This window comes from Fibrobacter sp. UBA7003 (assembly GCA_002449765.1).
Taxonomy (GTDB): Bacteria; Fibrobacterota; Fibrobacteria; order Fibrobacterales; family Fibrobacteraceae; genus Fibrobacter.
The window spans coordinates 50,614-69,426 of record DJXN01000011.1 but is presented as its reverse complement, the minus strand read 5'-3'; the positions used below and the strand labels follow the sequence as shown (position 1 = coordinate 69,426).

Genomic DNA, 18,813 nt, shown 5'->3' with positions numbered 1-18,813 from the left:
ATCACAAGAAAAAAGCGCCTTTTTGTAAATGATTTTTTACATCTTTCCTATCTAACTTTTCTATTTTTACCCTAAACCGGAGTTCCTATGCAAGATTTGGACCAGACCATCGTGACCCCAGGCAAGACAATCAAGTTCGAGAGGCTCGAACTGAGGCCGCATTTGATAGTGCTCTACCCGCAGGAACAGTTCCGGCAAATCGCCATTGAAAAAGGTACGACCATCCTCGGCCGCGGGCAGGATGCCGGAGTCCGACTCGACGACGAACTCGTGAGCCGCAAGCACTGCGCCATCGACTTTGACGGGGTCCACGTGACCGTGCGCGACCTCGGCAGCACCAACGGCACCTTCGTGGACGGGCAACCCGTGCAGATTGCAGAACTCGATTCCGAAAAGCGCCTGCAGGTCGGCAAGATGGTCTTGAAGGTGGAATTCAAGGACAAGAGCGAAGAAGCCTTCGACCGCGCCCTCTACGAAGCAGCCACCATGGACCCGCTCACCAAGATTAGCAACCGCCGCAGCTTTATGGACCGAAGCCTCGGAGAACTCGCGCTCGCCCGCCGCAGCGGGGAATTCGTGCACACCATCATGGTGGACGCAGACCACTTCAAGCGCGTGAACGACACCTGGGGCCACCAGTGCGGCGACATGGTTCTCAAGGAAATCGCGCGAATCCTCAAGGAAGAGAAACGCGAATCCGACCTGCTCGCCCGTTACGGCGGCGAGGAGTTCCTGCTGCTGCTCTCGAACATTTCGCCCGAAGACGCGCAGAAGAGCGCCGAACGCCTCCGCAAGGCCGTGGAACGCCACAAGTTCTCGTGGAAGGATACGGTCATCCCGGTGACCATTTCGCTCGGGCTCTGCTCCAAACAGGGAGAGGACATTCCGCAAATCGAAGCGATGATCGCGCAGTGCGACAAGATGCTCTACGTGGCCAAGGAAAGCGGCAGGAACCGCGTGGCCTTTTAAGACACAGGACCCTTAGCAGCCCGCGACGTCGCGATCGCCGTTGCAGGTATTGCAAGAGGAAGTGTTCCCGCAGGGCAGCAGTTCCTCGGCTTCGCAAACCGGCTTGGTTTTCGTTTCGCCTGAATACCTGATGTATTTCACGTCGGCAAAATCACTGCTGAGAGTGAACGTGATGACGCCCATGGACCCGCCGCCGGTCGTTGTGCATCCCGGATACAGGACGGAGGCAATCAGGGTATCGCCCCTGAGTTCCGCATCGAGCCCGTTGAAAGTGCAACGGTCGTCCACAAGCACACCATCGTCACGGAAGGTAACCGCGCCGCTAGCGCTTTCCACCTTCACGACGCGCGGAGAAACCGCCGGACCGCCGCGATACATGGCCGAGACGTCGGTCGCCTTTTCATTAATGTACGTGGTCGGAGGCGGCAGGTACACCCACTTGTTTTCAATGCACTGGTAAGCGCGGCCATAGAATTCCAGCAGGGTGTCCGTGTCGCAGGGCTCCAGGTCAGGCCTGCGGATTCCGTCGGGGATGCCGTCGCCGTTGCAGTCGCCACCCGGAAGGCAGACAACATTCATGACACTCCAGTAATTATCGACGCACTTGAATTGCTGCTCGGTCTCGCAATCGGTAGCGAACTCACCGTTTCTCCCGACGCAGTTTCCTTCTGCGCTCATCCCGTCGTAATCGGTAATATGTTCGCAGGTAGACTTTATCTGCCTCCAGAGTCTGTCGCTGCATACATAGTCAGGGCCACCCTTGCAGTCAGGAGCCACTTCGCCGTCTACATCGCAATGGTTGCAGGCCACATTTGTCACAGGGCAAAAGTCACCTTCACAAGGCGGGCACATCCCATCCATGTCGATGCACGCTTTGAAGATGCTAGAACTAGAGCGTTCCTCCAGGCTAGAGCTGGACAGCGTTTCCGGCAAGGAACTGGAGCTTTCCGCAACGTCGGAGCTGCTTTCGGGAGCCGTCTCGCTAGAAGCGGGCTCATCATTGCCCGAAGATTTCGCATCGGAACTCTCGACAGCAGAAGACTTCTCGTCACCGCCGACCGGGGCGCTCGGACTGTCTTCGTCGCAGGCAGCGAACATGAACGCGGCAAGGGCCACCGCAGCAATGCTACATGTCGATTTCAAAAGTTTCCTTTTCATACCATTCTCCTTTTTTCTATTAAATATATGTTCGATTCTTTTCCAAATATACAACCCTCATTCAAAAAAAGCAATAGTTTATAAAACAAAATCAATAAAATTTAATCAAAATCACAAACTTTTTGTTTATTTTACATATTTTATCCCTATATGCAACAGTCGTTTCATATGCAGGCCGGACACCAGTGTTCGGGAAACAAGTTTTCACGCCTTACCCGTCTTGCGCGCTTTTCCTATATTTGGCGCCGAAATGTCGAAACTGAATTCCGAGCGCCTCAATTCCTTTGGTACCGCGAGCATCCCGAAACTGGTATTGCAGTTCTCGGTGCCCTCCATCGTGAGCATGCTGGTGAACGCGCTCTACAATATAGTAGACCGCCTCTTCGTGGGCCACGAAGTCGGAAGCCTCGGCATCGCGGGCATCACGCTGTGCTTCCCCATCATGCTGTTCATCATGGCGATGTCGATGATGATTGGCGTAGGCGGCAACACGCTGTTCGCCATCCGCCTCGGGCAAAAGAAGTACATCCAGGCAAGCATCATTCTGAACAACTCGTTCTCGCTCCTGTTACTGATGGCCGCCACCACGTTCACGCTCGGCGAGATATTCATGGAGCCCCTGCTCCGCCTGTTCGGCGCAAGCGATCAGACGCTCCCCGTTGCCAGTAGCTACATGCGCATATTGCTTTGCGGTGCGGTATTCCAGACGGTCGCCCCGGGCATGAACCACTTTATCCGTAGCATGGGTCACCCCAAGACGGCCATGTTCCGCGAAGTCATCGGAGCTGTCACGAACATCGCGCTCGATTGGCTGTTCATTGTGCAGTTCCGCTGGGGCATAGAGGGCGCCGCGTGGGCCACCATCGGTTCACAGCTGGTGGCGGCATCGCTCATCACGCAGTTCTTCGTAAAGAAAGATACCCCCATCCGCATCCGCTGGCGCCACATGAAGTTGCGCTTCGCGTACGTGAGGAAGATTATCATCCTCGGCATTCCGCCCAGCATTATGCAGGTGTGCAACAGCCTGATGAACGCCATCCTCAACTGGAGCCTCACCACCTATGGGGCGATCAGCCTGCACGATACGGGGGCTCTCTCGGGCGGCGACCTCGCGATTTCCGCATTCGGCATCGTGAACAGCATCGCCTCGTTCATATTGCTCCCGCTGCTCGGCTTTGTGCACGGGACGCAACCCATCATCGGGTACAACTTCGGCGCGCGCCTCAACGCCCGCGTGAAGGGCACCCTCAAGTTCACGTTCATCTACGCGGGGAGCTTTATGCTCGTGGCGTGGGCGATACTGATGTGGAAGACCGAAGTGTTCGTGGCCCCCTTCGCACCTACCGACCTCAAGCTGCAAGAAGTCGCCGCGTGGGCCATGCGGATTTTCGGGGCGGCGTTCTTCATGATTCCGCTCGGGCTCGTTTCGGGCAGCTTTTTCCAGGGTACGGGAAAGGCGCTCAGGTCCATGTTCCTGAACGCCTGCAGGCAGGTGATTCTGCTAATTCCCTTTTTGCTCGTGCTCCCGCACTTCTTTGAACTGAAGGGCGTGTTCATGGCGCAGCCCATCGCCGACACGGGTGCGGCCATCATCGGCGTGCTCATGCTCCGGCACGAACTGAAGAAGCTGAAATAAACCTTAGAACAACTTCTTCGCGTCGGTCAGCTGGCCGTCCTTCTCGTGGAAGAGGATGACGGAACCCCCTTCGAGGGTCTTGAAAACTTCGACCAGGCGGTTGACAGTCTTAGTCTCGTCAAAACCGATTTCGTTCTTCGCGGCCTCGTTTACGACAATGCCGAAGTTCACGGCGTTCGGGGCGGAACGGCGGAGATAGGCAATGAAGTCGGCACCGGAAGCAATCACGTCGGTACGGCCCTTCACGTCAATATTCATCGGGTCGCGGATGCTCGCCGAAAGCGGGAAGAGTTCCTCGTTCACGGTCTGCTTCGCGTTCAAGAAGAACATGTTGCCCACATAGAGGCTGATGGTATCGTCGAGCACCTTGCCCACTTCGATGGACACGTCGCACGCAGACGACATCTCCTGGATTCCGAGCTTGGAGGGGCCGCAGGCAATGAGGGCTGCGGAAGCGAGGATGGCGAAAGCGGCCAGAATCTTTTTCATATGGGACTCCTTATGTTCCTGAAATGCTTAAAAATCCCCGCCTGTGCGGGGATGACGATAAAACAAATATATACTTATTTCGAGAGGATACCAAGCGCCTTGGACACGAGTTCGGGCGAAAGCCTGAAAATTTCGCTCAATTTTTCAACCCTTTCGGGTTCGGCGATGCGTTCCATGCGGCTGCCGTTTGCGTCGCGGGTCACGAGGTTGCCCTTCTGGTAATAGTACTGCACGCCGCGCTCGCGGTCGAGGCGGTTCAACACCGGGTAGGTCATCATCTCGCGGTAGAAACTTTCGGACCAGTGCTGCTTAAACTCCTCGACGCTCACGCCTGCCACCGGGTATTCGAAACGCAACTTCATCGGGGAGCTGAGTTTCCCTGCACCATTGAGCGCGCCGCCGGTCCAGAGTTCCATGGAATCCATGTCGGGCCGCACGAGGCGCACGCTGTTCGGCACCAGCGGAAAAAGCGCCTCCCCTGCACCGAAGGGCTTCGGGAGCGGGATGGGGAGCGGGTCGAAGATGAGGTAGCCGGGATCGAAGAGGAAATCTGAATCCGCATCCGGTAAAATCAGCGCGCAGTGGATGTTCCTCTCCTTGCGCTTGTGGCCCATCACGAGCCGCGGGTTGAACCCCATGTCGCGCAGGCTCTGGTACAGGTGCCAAGTCATGCTGAAGCAGGTGCCGCCGCCCATCCAGGTATCGATATCGTTCTGGTCGCTGTCGTCGAGGTTGCGCGCGGCCGTAGCGCTGCCGGTAGATTCGAGGCGTATGATTTTCGTGAGGTTCTCGTACGTGACGTTCGAGAGCCTGTTGCACAGGTCGAGAATCTTTTGCCAGGTTGCGCTTTCCATAAACGCAAAGATAGAAATTGCTATATTATGCACATGCTCGGAATTGAACAGAAAAAAGGAAACGACGATAAGCTTTGCGGCAGGATGATTGCCTACGCAAGGATTTTGCCCACGCCCGACGCCGAAGAAAGCAACTCTCCGTTCGATGACATGATCAAGAACGGGCTCTTGACGCTCGAAGGCGATTTCCGCAAGTTCAACCCGACCGTGCCCTCGCGCCACCGCAGGAACCAGGTAATGGACGAGCGCCTGAACGAACTCCTCGAAACGATGGAGGAGAACGGTGTCGAACTGCCCGAAAACCTCGACGTGGAAACCATGCGCGACAGGCTGCATGAACTTTCGAACATGGAAGTCATCCCCATTCCGGCGCGTATCGGCAACTTCACCAAGGAAGAAGACATCCTGAACGAAGACGCGGACATCTACTACGTCGGTGAATTCATCGGCGCGAACCAGGCGCACTTCTGCCTCACGACGCTCCCCATCTACTACCAGGCGCGTTACCGCGAGCAGACGAAGAAGCACGAGATGGAACTCCTGAACGACATGCTCTCGCAGTTCGAGAACGGGCAGTTCCTCGACAACGACGACATCATGAGCGACACGGTGGAGCTGTTCCCCGAAGGAGCCTCGCTGAACACGTTCGTGGGCGACCTCGGGAACCTGCTGAACGTGAAGGTGATTCCCTTCCTGCTCGCCTGCGAAACCGACGAGGATTACGACCGGCAGGTGAAACTGCTGTACAAGTTCATGAAGGACTACCCCGAGCCGCTGGACGTGAAGCGCATCGACGCATCGCTGCGCATGCTGCGCGAGCAGGGCGACAACGAACTTGCCCGCAAGGTTCTGGAACTGAGTACAAAAAAAATCTGCGCCCTCTACAACGAGGACGCAAAATCCGCCGAAGCATTCGAGTCGGAAATTACATCTTTGAAAGTGTAAGCAGGGCTGCACCTGCAAGGATAATGACCGTCGACGCGGCCAGTTTCAAGCGTTCGGTGCGGGTCGCATATTCCCCGAAGGCAAAGACTCCCCACATCTGGTTTACAACCAAATTAAGTTGCAGGAGCGGATAGCCCACCGCATATCCGAACATGCCATCGTCGGCGATGGCCCAGAATATGGCGAGTGTCCCGAGCATCCAGAGCATGCCGGCAGCAAAGGCGAAAAGCGACGGCACCGCAGGCATTTCAAAGCGTTTGCCGCGGGCCAGCGAGAGCACGATAAAGAGAGCGACACTCCCGACGCATACGCCCACCGAGAACGGGAACAGGAATTCCATATCCCCAAGCCCGCTTAGCTTGTACGGGATAAGGTACGAGCCGAACACCGCTCCCGAAAGGAGCGAGCGCCAGTTTTTCCAGATATGCTTGATGTGCCCCGCCGGGATCCAGATACCCACGAGCATGCACACGATGGCTGGGATAGAGAAGTAGAAAAGCGAGTGCTCGGCAAACAGCGTGACACCCGTAATGAACGAAAGCAAGATGCTCACGCTCATGGAGCGCAGTCCCGTGCCCGCGAGGTCCGCCTCGGCCTGCACCGCCCAGAAGCAGAGCGCACCGCCGACAACCCAGAGGAGCCCGCAAATCACGCCGACGGGTTGCAGGTTGAACTGTCCGGTGACGCAGGCGATTATCGCAGAACAGGCAAGCGCCCCCACGGCCATCATGGCGAGGAACGCCCACGAAGAATAGTTCGGGTATTTCTTGAGCGGGACCATGTATGTCCCGAACGCGAAGACGCCGATCAGGACGCCGATAATACTGAGAGTGCTACTTGCCAATGCAGAACCCCGCGAAAATAGATTGTAAAATGTCTTCGGACGAAATTTCGCCCGTTATGCTCTGGAGCGCACGGCGCACCACCTGCATCTCGAAGGCGAGCAGTTCCACCGCCGGATTGTTCCGGAGCAGGTCGAGCGCGCGGTCGATACCCGCAAGGGCATCTTCGAGGCAGGCCTTCTCGCGTTCGCTTGTAATCCAGAGGTCTTCTGCGTCCGCAGATTGCTTGAACAAGGAAGCGTTCATCGCTTGGCGAAGTTCCGCAAGGCCCTCGCCCGTCTTGGAAGAAACGCTCAGTCCGCCATCGGGAATCGGGGATGCGCACAGGTCGGACTTGGAATAAACGACAAGGTCCGCGTTATTTGTCATGTCAGCGAAAGCGGACATCCTAAGATTCTCGCCTTCGCGAGAATGACGAGATGCTAATTCGCCTTCGCGAGAATGACATTCCTGCGAGCTGCCGTCCACCACGAGAATCTTCATGTCGGCTTCTTCGAGAATTTCCCTGCTCTTCTTCTGGCTGAGCGCGTCGAGCTCGTCCGTTGCCTGCGCAGCGATGCCCGCGGTATCGACCAGCCGGATTTCGCCACCGGGCAAGAAGAGGCGCACTTCCACAAAGTCGCGCGTCGTACCCGGTACGTTGCTCACGAGCACGCGGTCTTCGCCCAGGAGGGCATTCACGAGGCTTGACTTGCCCGCGTTCGGCGCGCCGTAGAGCACGGCCAGCGGGAGCCTGCTGAGCGAAGCCTTCCCGTGGAAGCTGTTTAAAACTTGCTGGATGGATTCGCGGACAGCGACAAACCGCGCTTCCCAGCCCGCAAAGTCCGGGTCGGCCTCCTCTTCCGCGAAATCCACATCGAGTTCGAGGCGCGCCGAGATGTCCTTGACCTGCGAAGCGAGTGCCGCAATCTTTTTCGAGAGGGCGCCCCCCAGAAGGCGATGAGCGTTCTCGAGTTCTGCGCGGTTCGCGCTGTGAATCACGTCGGCCACGGATTCGGCCTGCGTCAAGTCCATCTTGCCGTTCAGGAAGGCGCGGTGCGTGAATTCCCCGGGCTCGGCAAGACGCACGCCATCGAGCCCGCGGATTGCCTGCAGCAGGTCGCGTACGATAAGCGGGTTCCCGTGCGGGTAGAGTTCCAGCACGTCTTCGCCGGTATAGGAATTCGGGCCTTCGAAGAAGATATACAATAGGCTATCGATAAGCTTGCCCGACTGCGGGTCTCGCGTACTGCCGAGATTTGCCATACGCGGTTCAAGCGCAGCTGCACGCTTTTCGCCAAACAGGGCTCGGACAACTTCACGCACCTTCGGACCGCTCACGCGAAGCGCGGCCACGGCACTCACGCCGGCAGGTGTCATCGGGGCGACTATCGTCTGGGAATCCATGGCAAGAAAGATAGCATTTTCTATCTTACCCCACATGAGCAACTACAAACTGATTTCCCGCCCTATCGGCACAGTGCAGTGTTTTGTCCTCCAGCGCGACGACGGCGCCGAATTCGAAGTCTTGAGCGGCTACGGCGGCGGACTCAACGCCTGGCGCATCCCCGTCGCAAACAATGCCTCCGCGGGCAACTCACCCGAGGCAAGCGCCGGCAAAAAAACGCTTGACCTGCTCTTCGGTTACCGCGAAGGCGACGACATCTTCAAGATGGGCCCCGACACCAACGCGGGCTGCAGGCTAGCCCCCTACCCCGGGCGCACCGCCTACGCGAAGTTCACCTGGAACGGCAAGACCCACCAGCTCATCAACAACGTAAGCTGGGCCCCGCACGCCCTGCACGGTTTTTTGCAGAACCAGGAATGGAAATTCGAGCGTTTCGAAAGCGATAACGAAAGTTGCTCTGCCGTTTTTACCTGCGACTGGCCGGGTGCCTTCGCGGGATTCCCCTTCCCGTTCCGTGCTACAAACAAAATAACATTCTCCGGGAACGCGTACAAGGTCGAATCGACCGTCGAGAACATGGGCAACACGGACATGCCCTATTCCGAAGGCTGGCACCCGTACTACATGCTAGGTGAAAAAATCAACGACCTGGTAATGACACTCCCCGAATCGCTCCTTGCGGAACTTGACAGCGCCGACCTCCCGACAGGCAACTTCCATGCGGACACGCGCTTTACTGCAGGCCGCAAGATTAACGACGAGTTCATCAACGACTGCTTCTGCCTCGTGGACAACAGCAATCCGAGAGAAGCAGGAAGAGGCATCGTTACGCTCGAAGGCAAGAACGGCAAGCTTACCCTCTGGCAGGACGCCCGCCTCGGGCAGTACAACGCCATCCAGATATACACGCCCCCGACCCGCGAGAGCATCGCCATCGAGCCCATGACATCGGAGCCCGACGCGCTGAACCATCACCGCGGACTCATCGTCATCCCGCCCGGCGAAAAACGCACGTTCACCTTCGGCGCAGAGTACAAGTAATCCTTCGGCAAACGAAGTTTGCCATTTTTACGCAAATTTCGCCATTTTTGTTGTTGTGATTTACCCAACATCTTTTTGCAGCGACCCCAAAAAAGGGGGCCGGGACACCCACTATTAATATATATTCAAGAAAAACAAAAAAGGACGTGTATGAAAATCACAAAATTTGCATGGATGTTTGGTCTCGCCGCGGTCAGCAGTTTCGCCGCACAATACGAGGCCGAAGACGGAACGATTACCAAAGATGCCGCTGTCGCTACCAGCACAGCGGCCTCCGGCGGTAAGTATGTCAAGATGAACGGCGGCGATATCACATTCCCGACCGTGACTGTCGATGCGGCAGGCCAATACACGGTCGTCATCCACTACATGAACAACTACGGTGGAGACAAAATCAACAATGTCGGTGTCGGAAGCACCTCCGCGCAGGTTTCCTTCCCCGTTACGGACAAGGACAAATTTGTGGACGTTGAAACAGTCCTCGCCCTTGCCGCAGGCGCAAATACAATCGCCATCACCAATAGCTGGGGCTGGATTGACGTGGACTATATCGAAGTCAAGCCTTACGAAGCGAAGGCTTTCGATCTCTGCAATGCGCCCGTCACAGCAAACGCGACCCCCGCTGCCAAGAAACTCTACAACTTCCTCGTCAACAACTTCGGCAAAAAGACCATCTCCGGCGTGATGACCGGTAATATGGATGCCTACACCATGGGCGATGCCACCCAGCACGAAGACGTGCAGGCAGTTTACAAGGCCGGTGGCAAGTATCCGGCACTCATCGGCGCCGACCTCATGAACGCAACCGGCGCGAACAAGGACGAAGGCTGGTTCCAGCAGTACACCGAAAAGGCCATCGACATCGCGAAGACCACCTGGAAGAAGGGCGGCATTCCGGCTTTCACGTGGCACTGGCGCCCCGGTGACGAAGTGGAATTCTACGTGAAGGGCGCACACGAAACCTACACTGAATTCGACTTCACCGAAGCGTTCATAAAGGGCACCACCACCTGGGATACCCTCTCGGCAGCCTACAAGGCGCTCGTCGGCGATATTGACCGCGTTTCCGAAATTTTCCTCGGCCTCCAGACAGAAGGTGTCGCCGCCATCTTCCGCCCGCTGCACGAATCCGGCGGAAACTGGTTCTGGTGGAGCACGCACACGGGCAAGCAGTTCGCTGCGCTCTACCAGTTGCTCTACGAACGCATGGTGTTCAAGAACGGCGTGAACAACCTTATCTGGGATTTCAACCCGCAGGACGCCTCCAAGATTTCCTGGACTCCGGGCGAAACCTACTACGATGTGTTGAGCGTCGATATCTACAACAAGGCTAATGACCACCAGAGCAACAGCGCCGCATTCATCGACTTTGCCAACAAGGGCGGTACGAACAAGCTTATTTCCCTCAGCGAAAACGGCCCCATCCCCGATGTAGACAATATGTACAACGAGGGAGCAACCTGGAGCTGGTGGATGCCGTGGTACGAATCCTGGGGAAGCGCTTTCGTCAGCCAGACCGCCGCAAGCGTATGGCAGAAGAACCTCGCCGACGAACGCATCATCACGCTTGACGAAATGCCCGGCTGGGACAACTACAACGAGGCCGCCTCCGCAACGAAGGTTTGCCCCACCTCTACAGAAAATGCCAAATACGGAGCAGGTAGCGGTTCTTCGGAAGACTACAAGAACATGATGATGGCCGTGACCTACAAGACACTCGGAGAGGACGGTGCGAACATCGAACTGCAGAAGGTGCCGGATCTGACTGGCGCATCGACAGTCTCCGTCAAGATTACGAACAATGGTTCGGGCGGTGCAGACGGTGGTGTCTGGGTAGGCCTCGCCTTTGTGCGCAACGGCATGAAGGATAGCCTCTGGACCTGGGAAATGTCCCCCTCTACCGGATGCTGGCTCAACGACGGAGCCTCCTCTACTTGCGAATTCGACATCACCAAGTACGAAGACGATGCTGGCGTGGAACATCCCACGGACCTCGACAACCTCTTCTCCGTCACGCTGATGGTCGCCGCCGTGGGATTCTCGGGCACCATTACCTTTGACGACCTCGTCGCCGACAACGGGAAGGTGATTTCCGCATTCGACAAGAAGACGGAACTCTTCACGACCGCCACCCAGAGCAAGGATTTCGTCTCGAAAATCGAGCTCGTGGACGAGAACGGCAATTCCGACGCCATCAAGACCGTGGCCGCCTCTGCCGCCAAGTTCGGCATCCAGGGCAACACGATTTCGCTTTCTACCGCGAAGGCGGGTATGGTATCGGTCGACGTGTTCGGCCTGAACGGCAAGCGCGTCGCGACACTCTACAAGGGCAACCTCGCCGCGGGCAGCTATGCGTTCAGCCTCGAGAACATGCCGAAGGGCAGCTACATCGTGCGCGTGAAGGGCGCGGGTATTGCCGCTACCAAGCCGATTCTCGTCAAGTAAAGTTTCCTCCTAACTCCAAAGCCCTGCAGGTTTTCGCCTGTGGGGCTTTTTTCGTATAGAAGCCGCAAAACAAGCGCAAGATGGCCGCAGGTTCAGCTTTTTCGCGCTCGCCCGGTGTGGACAAATCCGGCGGTTTTTGTCAACACCCCGAGGCGAAAAATGTCCTTTTTGCGCCAGCGATTTATAGTTTTCGGGTAAACGCCTCCGAAGGGGCGTTTTGAGGAGTTATATGAAAAAATTGAGTTTTGCGGCTCTTTGCGGGGCCTTTTTGCTCAGTGGAACCGCTTTTGCGGCTCCGGGCCTCACGGTGAGCGGCACCGATTTGCTCTATAACGGCAAGAAAATCTTCTTTTCGGGCACAAACCTCGCCTGGAGCGACTACAATTCCGACGTGGGAGCTTCCCCGCTGAACGAGAACGCCTGGCGCAAGGCTGTGGAAGGCACGCGCGCCGCGGGCGGTAACGCTATCCGCTGGTGGCTTTTCAACAACATGAGCCAGAGCCCGGAAATCGACCAGACGACGCACCTGGTTTCGGGCCTCAAGGAAAACACCATCAACAACATGAAGAAGGCTCTGGACATCGCCGAGGAATACGGCGTGATGGTCTCGATGTGTCTCTTCAGCCACAACCTGATGGAACCCAACCAGTGGGGACTTTACGACGAAAAGCTCGACATCACCGCGAATACGAACCTGTTTGAGGACGAGGGCACGCAGGCGTTTATCGACAACGCGCTCATCCCGGTGGTGAAGGCGATTGGCAACCACAAGGCGCTCATGACCTGGGAAGTTTTCAACGAGCCCGAGGGCATGACGAGCGAATGCAGCGGCTGGACCTCCAAGAAGATGGCGCTTTCCAAGATCCAGGCATTTACGAACAAGGTAGCGGCAGCCATCCATACCGAAAACCCGGAACTGCTCGTTTCTACGGGTAGCGTGAACATTCAGTATCAGAAGCACTGGAACGACGCGGCCCTCGTGGCGGCGGGCGGCAAGGCGAACGGCACGCTCGACTTTTTCCAAACGCACTACTACCCGTACTGGCAAAACGATGCCGTGAGCCCGTTCGTGAATACGGCGGCCCAGATGGCAAGCAAGTACGGCTACGACAGCAAGCCGATGATTATCGGCGAGTTCCCCGCAAGCGGCTGGAAGGGCGATACCTATACCGCAAGCATGGCGGCAAAGACCCAGATTTCGACCGAGGAATGCTACCGCAAGGCGTTTGACGGCGGTTACGCAGGCGCACTCGCCTGGCAGTACATCGGCGACAAGACCGAATCGAACTTCGGCGGCTACACTTACACGATTGACCCCGCGCTTGACGCCATGAAGGCACTCGCCGCAACGGAAGAGGCGAGCATCAAGATCAAGGATGTAGCAATCAGCCAGGAAGGCGGCGACGGCAAGATGTCGGTGACCTACGGTGGCGACAATGCGCAGATTGAATACCAGAAGACGTGGGACCTGAGCAAGGCCAGCACGTTCACGTTCGAGGTGACGAACACGGGCGCCACCAATGCGCAACTGCACCTAATTTTCAAACTGACTAGCGCATGGACCTGGACTCCGGTGAACGACGATGCCGGCGCATGCGTTGTGCCCGCGGGCGAATCGACCGTCTGCTCCTTCGATATTTCCAGCTTTGCAGATCGCAACCAGACTCTGAGCGTCGTCATCGCGAACTACGCCGCAGGCTATACCGGCACGCTCCTTTATGACAATTTCAAGGCGGGCGACCAGGTTCTCTGGGACTTCAACGAAGACAAGTACGATGCCTTCAGCCGCGGTTTCGAGAACACCGAAGAGATGATCCCCGAAATCAAGATCGTATTCGGCACAACATCCATCGGGAAAGAACCGCATGTGGCCGCAGTCAAGGCGGGAGCATCTTTCAAAATTTCCGGCAGCACGATTTCGCTTGTGACCGCGAAGGCGGGCGACGTGAGCGTGGACGTTTACGGCATGAATGGCAGGCGCATCGCAACCCTCTTCCACGGCGCGCTTGCGCAGGGCAGCTACGCGTTTAGCCTCGAGAACATGCCCAAGGGAATGTACATCGTGCGAGCGAAGGGAGCAGGCATCACCGCGACGCAACCCGTACTTGTGAGATAACGGATTTCTGACTCCTCGCCCCTGCGGGTTCACGCCTGCGGGGGCATTTTTTTTTGACATTGTGCGCCACGCAACAGGTTTTCTTTCTTTTTTCTTGTAAAAAAACAACCAGCCCTTTTTTAGGATATATTTAGAGCATAAGATGTATGGAGTGCTTATGGAATTCAAGTCTTTTGTGGCAATAGCCGCATTCTCCGTGACGGCATCCGTTTTTGCCGCCCCCACTGTCTACGAAGCCGAAGCGCAGCCGGGCGTAAATGCCGGAGACGTCTCGGCGGATTCCACCGGAGCGAAGTTCGTGACGAAGTCCTCCGGTACCGAGTTCACCTTCACGGTGAATGTCGAAGAAACCGCGATGTACGACATCACGACCAAGGTGCTCATCAAGCAGTACGACTGGACGACCTCCAAGATCCTCGTGAACGGAGTCGAGGCGGGCTCGATGCTCACCACCCCGCGCAACTGCGATTCCAGCTACGTGGTGGCGGCATCCGCCAAGATGCGTGCCGGCGAAAACACGATTACCGTAGGGAACGGTGCCATCGGCGTGGACTACATTACCGTGGAACGCCATCCTGACCCCGTTTTCAACATCAGCGAATTGCCCGTATCGCCCAACGCGAGCGAAAGCGCCCAAAAAATATACACATTCCTCCGCAACAACTTCATGAAGAAGACCGTAAGCGGCATGATGATTAGCGACCAGAACTTCAACTACGACTACGGCAACATGAAGCTTTTGAAGGCAGGCGAATGCACTCCGGCGGATTCCTGCAAGTTTAGCGACGAGGAAGTCTCGTGGAAGGGTCAGACCGACATCGCCGAGTTCTACAAGCGCAGCGGCCACTACCCTGCCGTGGGCGGGTTCGACATGCTCTTTGCCGCGGGCGGGCATCACGAGGAAGGCTGGTTCCGGGGTTATACCGAGAACAACCTGGTGATGACCGAGCAGCTGTGGGAAATGGGCGGCATCCCGACCTACACATGGCACTGGAAAGTCGGGGAAGACACGATTTTCTACACGCAGCAAGAAGGCTACAGGAATGCGGGTTGCACCGAAGGCGTCACGAAGACGGCCGACAACAACACCTGCTTCAACTACACGAAGGCCTTCAAGGATTCCACCTGCAAGGAGATTGACTTGACTTCGCAGGTCTACAAGGACATCGTCGCCGACGTGGACATTGTCTCGGGCTATTTCAAGGAACTCGAGGGAAAGGGAATCTCCGTCGTGTGGCGCCCGCTGCACGAGGCCAGCGGTGGCTGGTTCTGGTGGGGCACGGCTAGCCCCAAGTGCTACGTGCAACTTTACCGACTCGTATTCGACCGCATGGTGAACACAAACAAACTCACAAACCTCATCTGGGTATGGAACATCAACACCGACCCGAAATTCGGTTACGACTACAGCGCGCTCAATGCGGAATGGTACCCGGGTGACGAGTACGTGGACATTGTCGCGGTCGATATCTACGACCCGCTTAACAACCACAATTCCGCCGCCAACTACTTCAACAAGATAGTGAGCGACGTCGGAACCAAGAAACTCATCGCCCTGAGCGAAAACGGCGCCATTCCGGATATCGACAGCATCGCCGAAGACAAGGCCTATTGGAGTTACTGGATGACCTGGAGCCAGACGTGGAGCGGAAACTTCCTTGAAAAGACTCCTACCGACATGTGGAAAAGGAACCTCGACGACGAACGCATCATCGCACTCGACGACATGCCCGGCTGGGACAAAGTAATCACCCCGGACGTCATCCGCGCAGGCCGAAACATTGTCAGAAAAGCAGAAATCTCCTTGCAGGGCAAAGACCTCGCCATTGCATTACCGCAAGCGGGCGTAACCGCCATCGCCATTTTCGACATTACGGGACACCGCATCAAGACGCTGAACATAGGCGTTCTCGATGCCGGCACGCACGCATTCTCGCTGCAGGGCCTTGCACAAGGCAGCTACATCGTGCAAGTCAAATCCGGCAACGAGAGATTCGCGCAGAAGATTCAGATAAAATAAGGAAGCCTTATTAGGCGCCGAGCTTCGCGCGAATCCAGTTGTTGGCGTTCGCAATGGCACCGGCAATCTTGTCGACTTCCTTGGTGCCGGCCTGAGCACGGTCCGGGCGTCCACCGCCGCGGCCACCGCAAGCAGCGGCAAGGTCCTTGACGAGGTCTCCGGCCTTGATGCCCTTGGCCTGAACGTCCTTGCCCACCATCACGGCGATGCTTCCGTTACCGTTCACCTTGTTCGCAATCACGGCAACGCTGTCGGTTGCAAGCTTGTTCTGGATGCCGTCGAGCAAGTCCTTGTACTTGTCTTCGGGCATGTTGAGTTCGCGCACAAACAGGTTCACGCCCATCACGTTGATGCCACCGTTCAACACTTCGGCCGCAATGAGGGTCGCAAGTTCGAGCTTCACGGACTGCAGGCTCTTCTCGAGGCTCTGCGTCTTGGAGAAGGTCTGCTGGATGCGGTCGAGAACTTCGACGTCCTTGCAGCGGAGCTGTTCGCGGAGAGCCGTCAAAATCTGCGTACCGGCACGGAGGAGCGAGAGAGCGCCTCGGCCAGAGACGGCTTCGATACGGCGCACGCCAGCAGACACGCTGGATTCGCTGATAATCTTCACGAGGCCGATGTTGCCGGTGTTCTGCACGTGCAAGCCACCGCAGAGTTCCTTGGAGAATTCTTCATTGGCGCAGCCCATCTTCACGACGCGGACTTCGTCGCCATACTTTTCGCCGAACAGAGCCATGGCACCACTTGCCTTTGCTTCGTCCACGCCCATCACCTGGGTGTTGACCGGCAGGCATTCCATCACCTTCGCGTTCACGATGTCTTCCACCTTCTGGATTTCTTCGGCAGTCATCGCGTTGAAGTGGCTGAAGTCAAAGCGGAGGAGTTCGTTCGAAACGAAGCTACCCTGCTGCTGCACGTGAGTGCCGAGCACCTGGCGGAGCGCAGCCTGCAGCAAGTGAGTCGCGGAGTGGTTCTTGCGGATGTCGTTACGGCGGTCGTTATCGACGGTCGCCATGAACACGGCACCCATCGTCGTTTCGTTGGCCGTACCCTTCTTCACCTTGCCGCGGCAGAGGGCGGTGTCGTTCACCTTCACGGTGTCGAACACGTCAATTTCCAAATCAGCAGAAACCAGCGTTCCCTTGTCGCCGACCTGGCCACCCATTTCGGCATAGAACGGAGAAGTTTCGAGCACGATGGAGAGGACTCCCTTGTCTTCACGCCAGCGAACAACCTTCGTTTCGCAAGCGGAAAGTTCATAGCCCACGAACTTGGTGCTTTCTTCGCTGTACTGCGTCCAGCCTTCGGTACCCATGGTGTTGATGCCCTGCTTCATGTTGGCGCGGGCACGGGCCTTCTGTTCTTCCATGCACTTGTTATAGCCTTCTTCGTCAATGGTCAGGCCCTTTTCTTCGGCAAGAATGCCGGTGAGGTCCGGCGGGAATCCGTAGGTATCGTAAAGCAGGAAGACTTTATCACCAGGAATTTTGTCGCCCTTCTTGAGTTCGGCGGAGATTGCGGCAAAGCGTTCGAGGCCGGCGTCGAGCGTGCGGATAAAGCTTTCTTCTTCGCTCTTGATCACAGAGGCAACAAATTCCTTGCGTTCGCGGATTTCCGGGAAGGCGTCGCCCATCGTGTCGGCAAGCACCTGCACGAGCTGGCAAATGAACGGCTTCTTCTGGCCAAGCAGGCGGGCAAAGCGGCTCGCGCGGCGCAAGATGCGGCGGAGCACGTAGCCACGGCCTTCGTTGCTCGGGAGAGCGCCGTCGGCAATAGCGAAAGAGATTGCGCGGATGTGGTCGGCAATCACGCGGTGCGGAGTACCGGCTTCGCCATCGTTGTACGGCACGCCACTAAGTTCAGCAACCTTTGCGATAATCGGGGTGAACACGTCGGTGTCGTAGTTGCTGGTCTTGCCCTGCAGAATAGCGCAGATACGTTCGAAGCCCATACCGGTATCGACGTTCTTAGCCTTCAGCGGAATGAGGCTGCCGTCGCTCACGCGTTCGTACTGCATGAACACGTTGTTCCAGATTTCGATGTAGCGGTCGTTTTCGCCGTTCACGCCCTTGATGGGATCCTTGAACGTTTCGGCCTGCGTAGCGAGGTCGCCGCGGTCGTAGTGGATTTCGGAGCAGGGGCCACACGGACCGGTGTCGCCCATTTCCCAGAAGTTGCTGTGGGCGTCAAAACGCATGATGCGGTCATCCGGGAGGCCGGACACGTCCTTCCAAATCTGCCAGGCTTCGTCATCGTCCTGATACACGGTTGCAAACAGGCGTTCCTTCGGGAGCTTCCACACTTCGGTCAAAAGTTCCCATGCCCAGGCGATGGCTTCTTTCTTGTAGTAGTCGCCGAAGCTCCAGTTGCCGAGCATTTCGAAGAAGGTGTGGTGGTAGTTGTCGCGGCCCACCACGTCGAGGTCGTTGTGCTTACCGGACACGCGGAGACACTTCTGGCTGTTGCATACGCGCTTCCAGCCCTTCGGATTGTCGCCCAGGAAGATGGCCTTGAACTGGTTCATGCCCGCATTCGTGAACATGAGCGTCGGGTCGTCATGCGGGACCACCGGCGAAGAACGCACAAAGAGGTGGCCCTTGGATTCAAAGAACTTGATGAAAGATTCGCGCACCTGCGCAGAAGTCATTGTAGGCATAATGTGTCCCTTTTATTTTTCGGGCGTAAAGATAGAAATTTCATCCAAAAAAAAGAAACCCCCGGACAAGTCCAGGGATTCCTTTAGGAGGAGAACATTTAGTATGCCTTAAAAATACACATTTTTTTTCCTCTCAACGTAAAAAAAACGTAAATTTCCAAACTAGACTGTATCAACAGTATCACATATCCAAAACTTCGCATTTCAATATATCATTATGGTTCAACAAGTTACAAAAAAAAGACATTTCCCGGT

Annotated in this window: 13 protein-coding genes; 7 read left to right on the top strand and 6 right to left on the bottom strand. The window is 56.6% G+C overall.

The window, feature by feature from the left end; genetic code table 11:
- The first annotated feature begins 87 nt into the window (after positions 1 to 87).
- Complete coding sequence (locus tag B2952_RS08055; protein WP_173365801.1) at positions 88 to 969, top strand: GGDEF domain-containing protein; 882 nt, start codon at positions 88 to 90, stop codon at positions 967 to 969.
- 12 nt (positions 970 to 981) lie between these two features.
- On the opposite strand, the gene B2952_RS08050 is transcribed toward B2952_RS08055, so the two are convergent.
- Complete coding sequence (locus B2952_RS08050; RefSeq protein WP_290733302.1) at positions 982 to 2,127, bottom strand: hypothetical protein; 1,146 nt, start codon at positions 2,125 to 2,127, stop codon at positions 982 to 984.
- Positions 2,128 to 2,377: 250 nt separating this feature from the next.
- On the opposite strand from B2952_RS08050, the gene B2952_RS08045 reads away from it, so the two are divergent.
- The gene (locus B2952_RS08045; protein WP_290729885.1) at positions 2,378 to 3,763 is read left to right on the top strand and encodes an MATE family efflux transporter; all 1,386 of its coding nucleotides are present in this window, start codon (positions 2,378 to 2,380) and stop codon (positions 3,761 to 3,763) included.
- 3 nt (positions 3,764 to 3,766) lie between these two features.
- On the opposite strand, the gene B2952_RS08040 is transcribed toward B2952_RS08045, so the two are convergent.
- Both B2952_RS08040 and B2952_RS08035 read right to left on the bottom strand, forming a co-directional pair.
- Complete coding sequence (locus tag B2952_RS08040; protein WP_290733301.1) at positions 3,767 to 4,252, bottom strand: hypothetical protein; 486 nt, start codon at positions 4,250 to 4,252, stop codon at positions 3,767 to 3,769.
- A 74-nt stretch (positions 4,253 to 4,326) separates the two neighbouring features.
- On the bottom strand, positions 4,327 to 5,106 hold the full coding sequence (locus tag B2952_RS08035) for a hypothetical protein (RefSeq protein ID WP_290733300.1): 780 nt from the start codon (positions 5,104 to 5,106) through the stop codon (positions 4,327 to 4,329).
- 33 nt (positions 5,107 to 5,139) lie between these two features.
- Here B2952_RS08035 and B2952_RS08030 point away from each other — a divergent pair, with 33 nt between their 5' ends.
- Positions 5,140 to 6,051 (top strand): hypothetical protein, encoded by a 912-nt coding sequence (locus tag B2952_RS08030; RefSeq protein ID WP_290729881.1) that lies wholly within the window; start codon positions 5,140 to 5,142, stop codon positions 6,049 to 6,051.
- On the opposite strand, the gene B2952_RS08025 is transcribed toward B2952_RS08030, so the two are convergent.
- Positions 6,032 to 6,895, bottom strand: a complete 864-nt coding sequence (locus tag B2952_RS08025; RefSeq protein ID WP_290733299.1) for a GRP family sugar transporter — start codon at positions 6,893 to 6,895, stop codon at positions 6,032 to 6,034. The genes B2952_RS08030 and B2952_RS08025 overlap by 20 nt on opposite strands.
- On the bottom strand, positions 6,885 to 8,279 hold the full coding sequence (mnmE, locus tag B2952_RS08020; RefSeq protein WP_290733298.1) for a tRNA uridine-5-carboxymethylaminomethyl(34) synthesis GTPase MnmE: 1,395 nt from the start codon (positions 8,277 to 8,279) through the stop codon (positions 6,885 to 6,887). The genes B2952_RS08025 and mnmE overlap by 11 nt, the downstream gene beginning before the upstream one ends.
- 34 nt (positions 8,280 to 8,313) lie before the next feature.
- Between mnmE and B2952_RS08015 the strand changes: the two genes are divergently transcribed.
- The 4 genes from B2952_RS08015 to B2952_RS08000 all read left to right on the top strand — a co-directional run bounded on the left by B2952_RS08015 (position 8,314) and on the right by B2952_RS08000 (position 15,902).
- Positions 8,314 to 9,321: an aldose 1-epimerase gene (locus B2952_RS08015; protein WP_290733297.1), complete on the top strand. Its 1,008-nt coding sequence runs from the start codon at positions 8,314 to 8,316 to the stop codon at positions 9,319 to 9,321.
- Between the two features lie 150 nt (positions 9,322 to 9,471).
- Entirely contained in the window at positions 9,472 to 11,766 is a 2,295-nt protein-coding gene (locus B2952_RS08010; RefSeq protein ID WP_290729876.1) for a glycosyl hydrolase, read from the top strand.
- A gap of 229 nt (positions 11,767 to 11,995) precedes the next feature.
- Positions 11,996 to 13,882, top strand: a complete 1,887-nt coding sequence (locus B2952_RS08005) for a T9SS type A sorting domain-containing protein (protein WP_290733296.1) — start codon at positions 11,996 to 11,998, stop codon at positions 13,880 to 13,882.
- Between the two features lie 157 nt (positions 13,883 to 14,039).
- On the top strand, positions 14,040 to 15,902 hold the full coding sequence (locus tag B2952_RS08000; RefSeq protein ID WP_290733295.1) for a glycosyl hydrolase: 1,863 nt from the start codon (positions 14,040 to 14,042) through the stop codon (positions 15,900 to 15,902).
- 10 nt (positions 15,903 to 15,912) lie between these two features.
- Here B2952_RS08000 and alaS read toward each other — a convergent pair whose 3' ends face one another.
- On the bottom strand, positions 15,913 to 18,558 hold the full coding sequence (alaS, locus tag B2952_RS07995; RefSeq protein ID WP_290733294.1) for an alanine--tRNA ligase: 2,646 nt from the start codon (positions 18,556 to 18,558) through the stop codon (positions 15,913 to 15,915).
- Positions 18,559 to 18,813 lie beyond the last annotated feature (255 nt).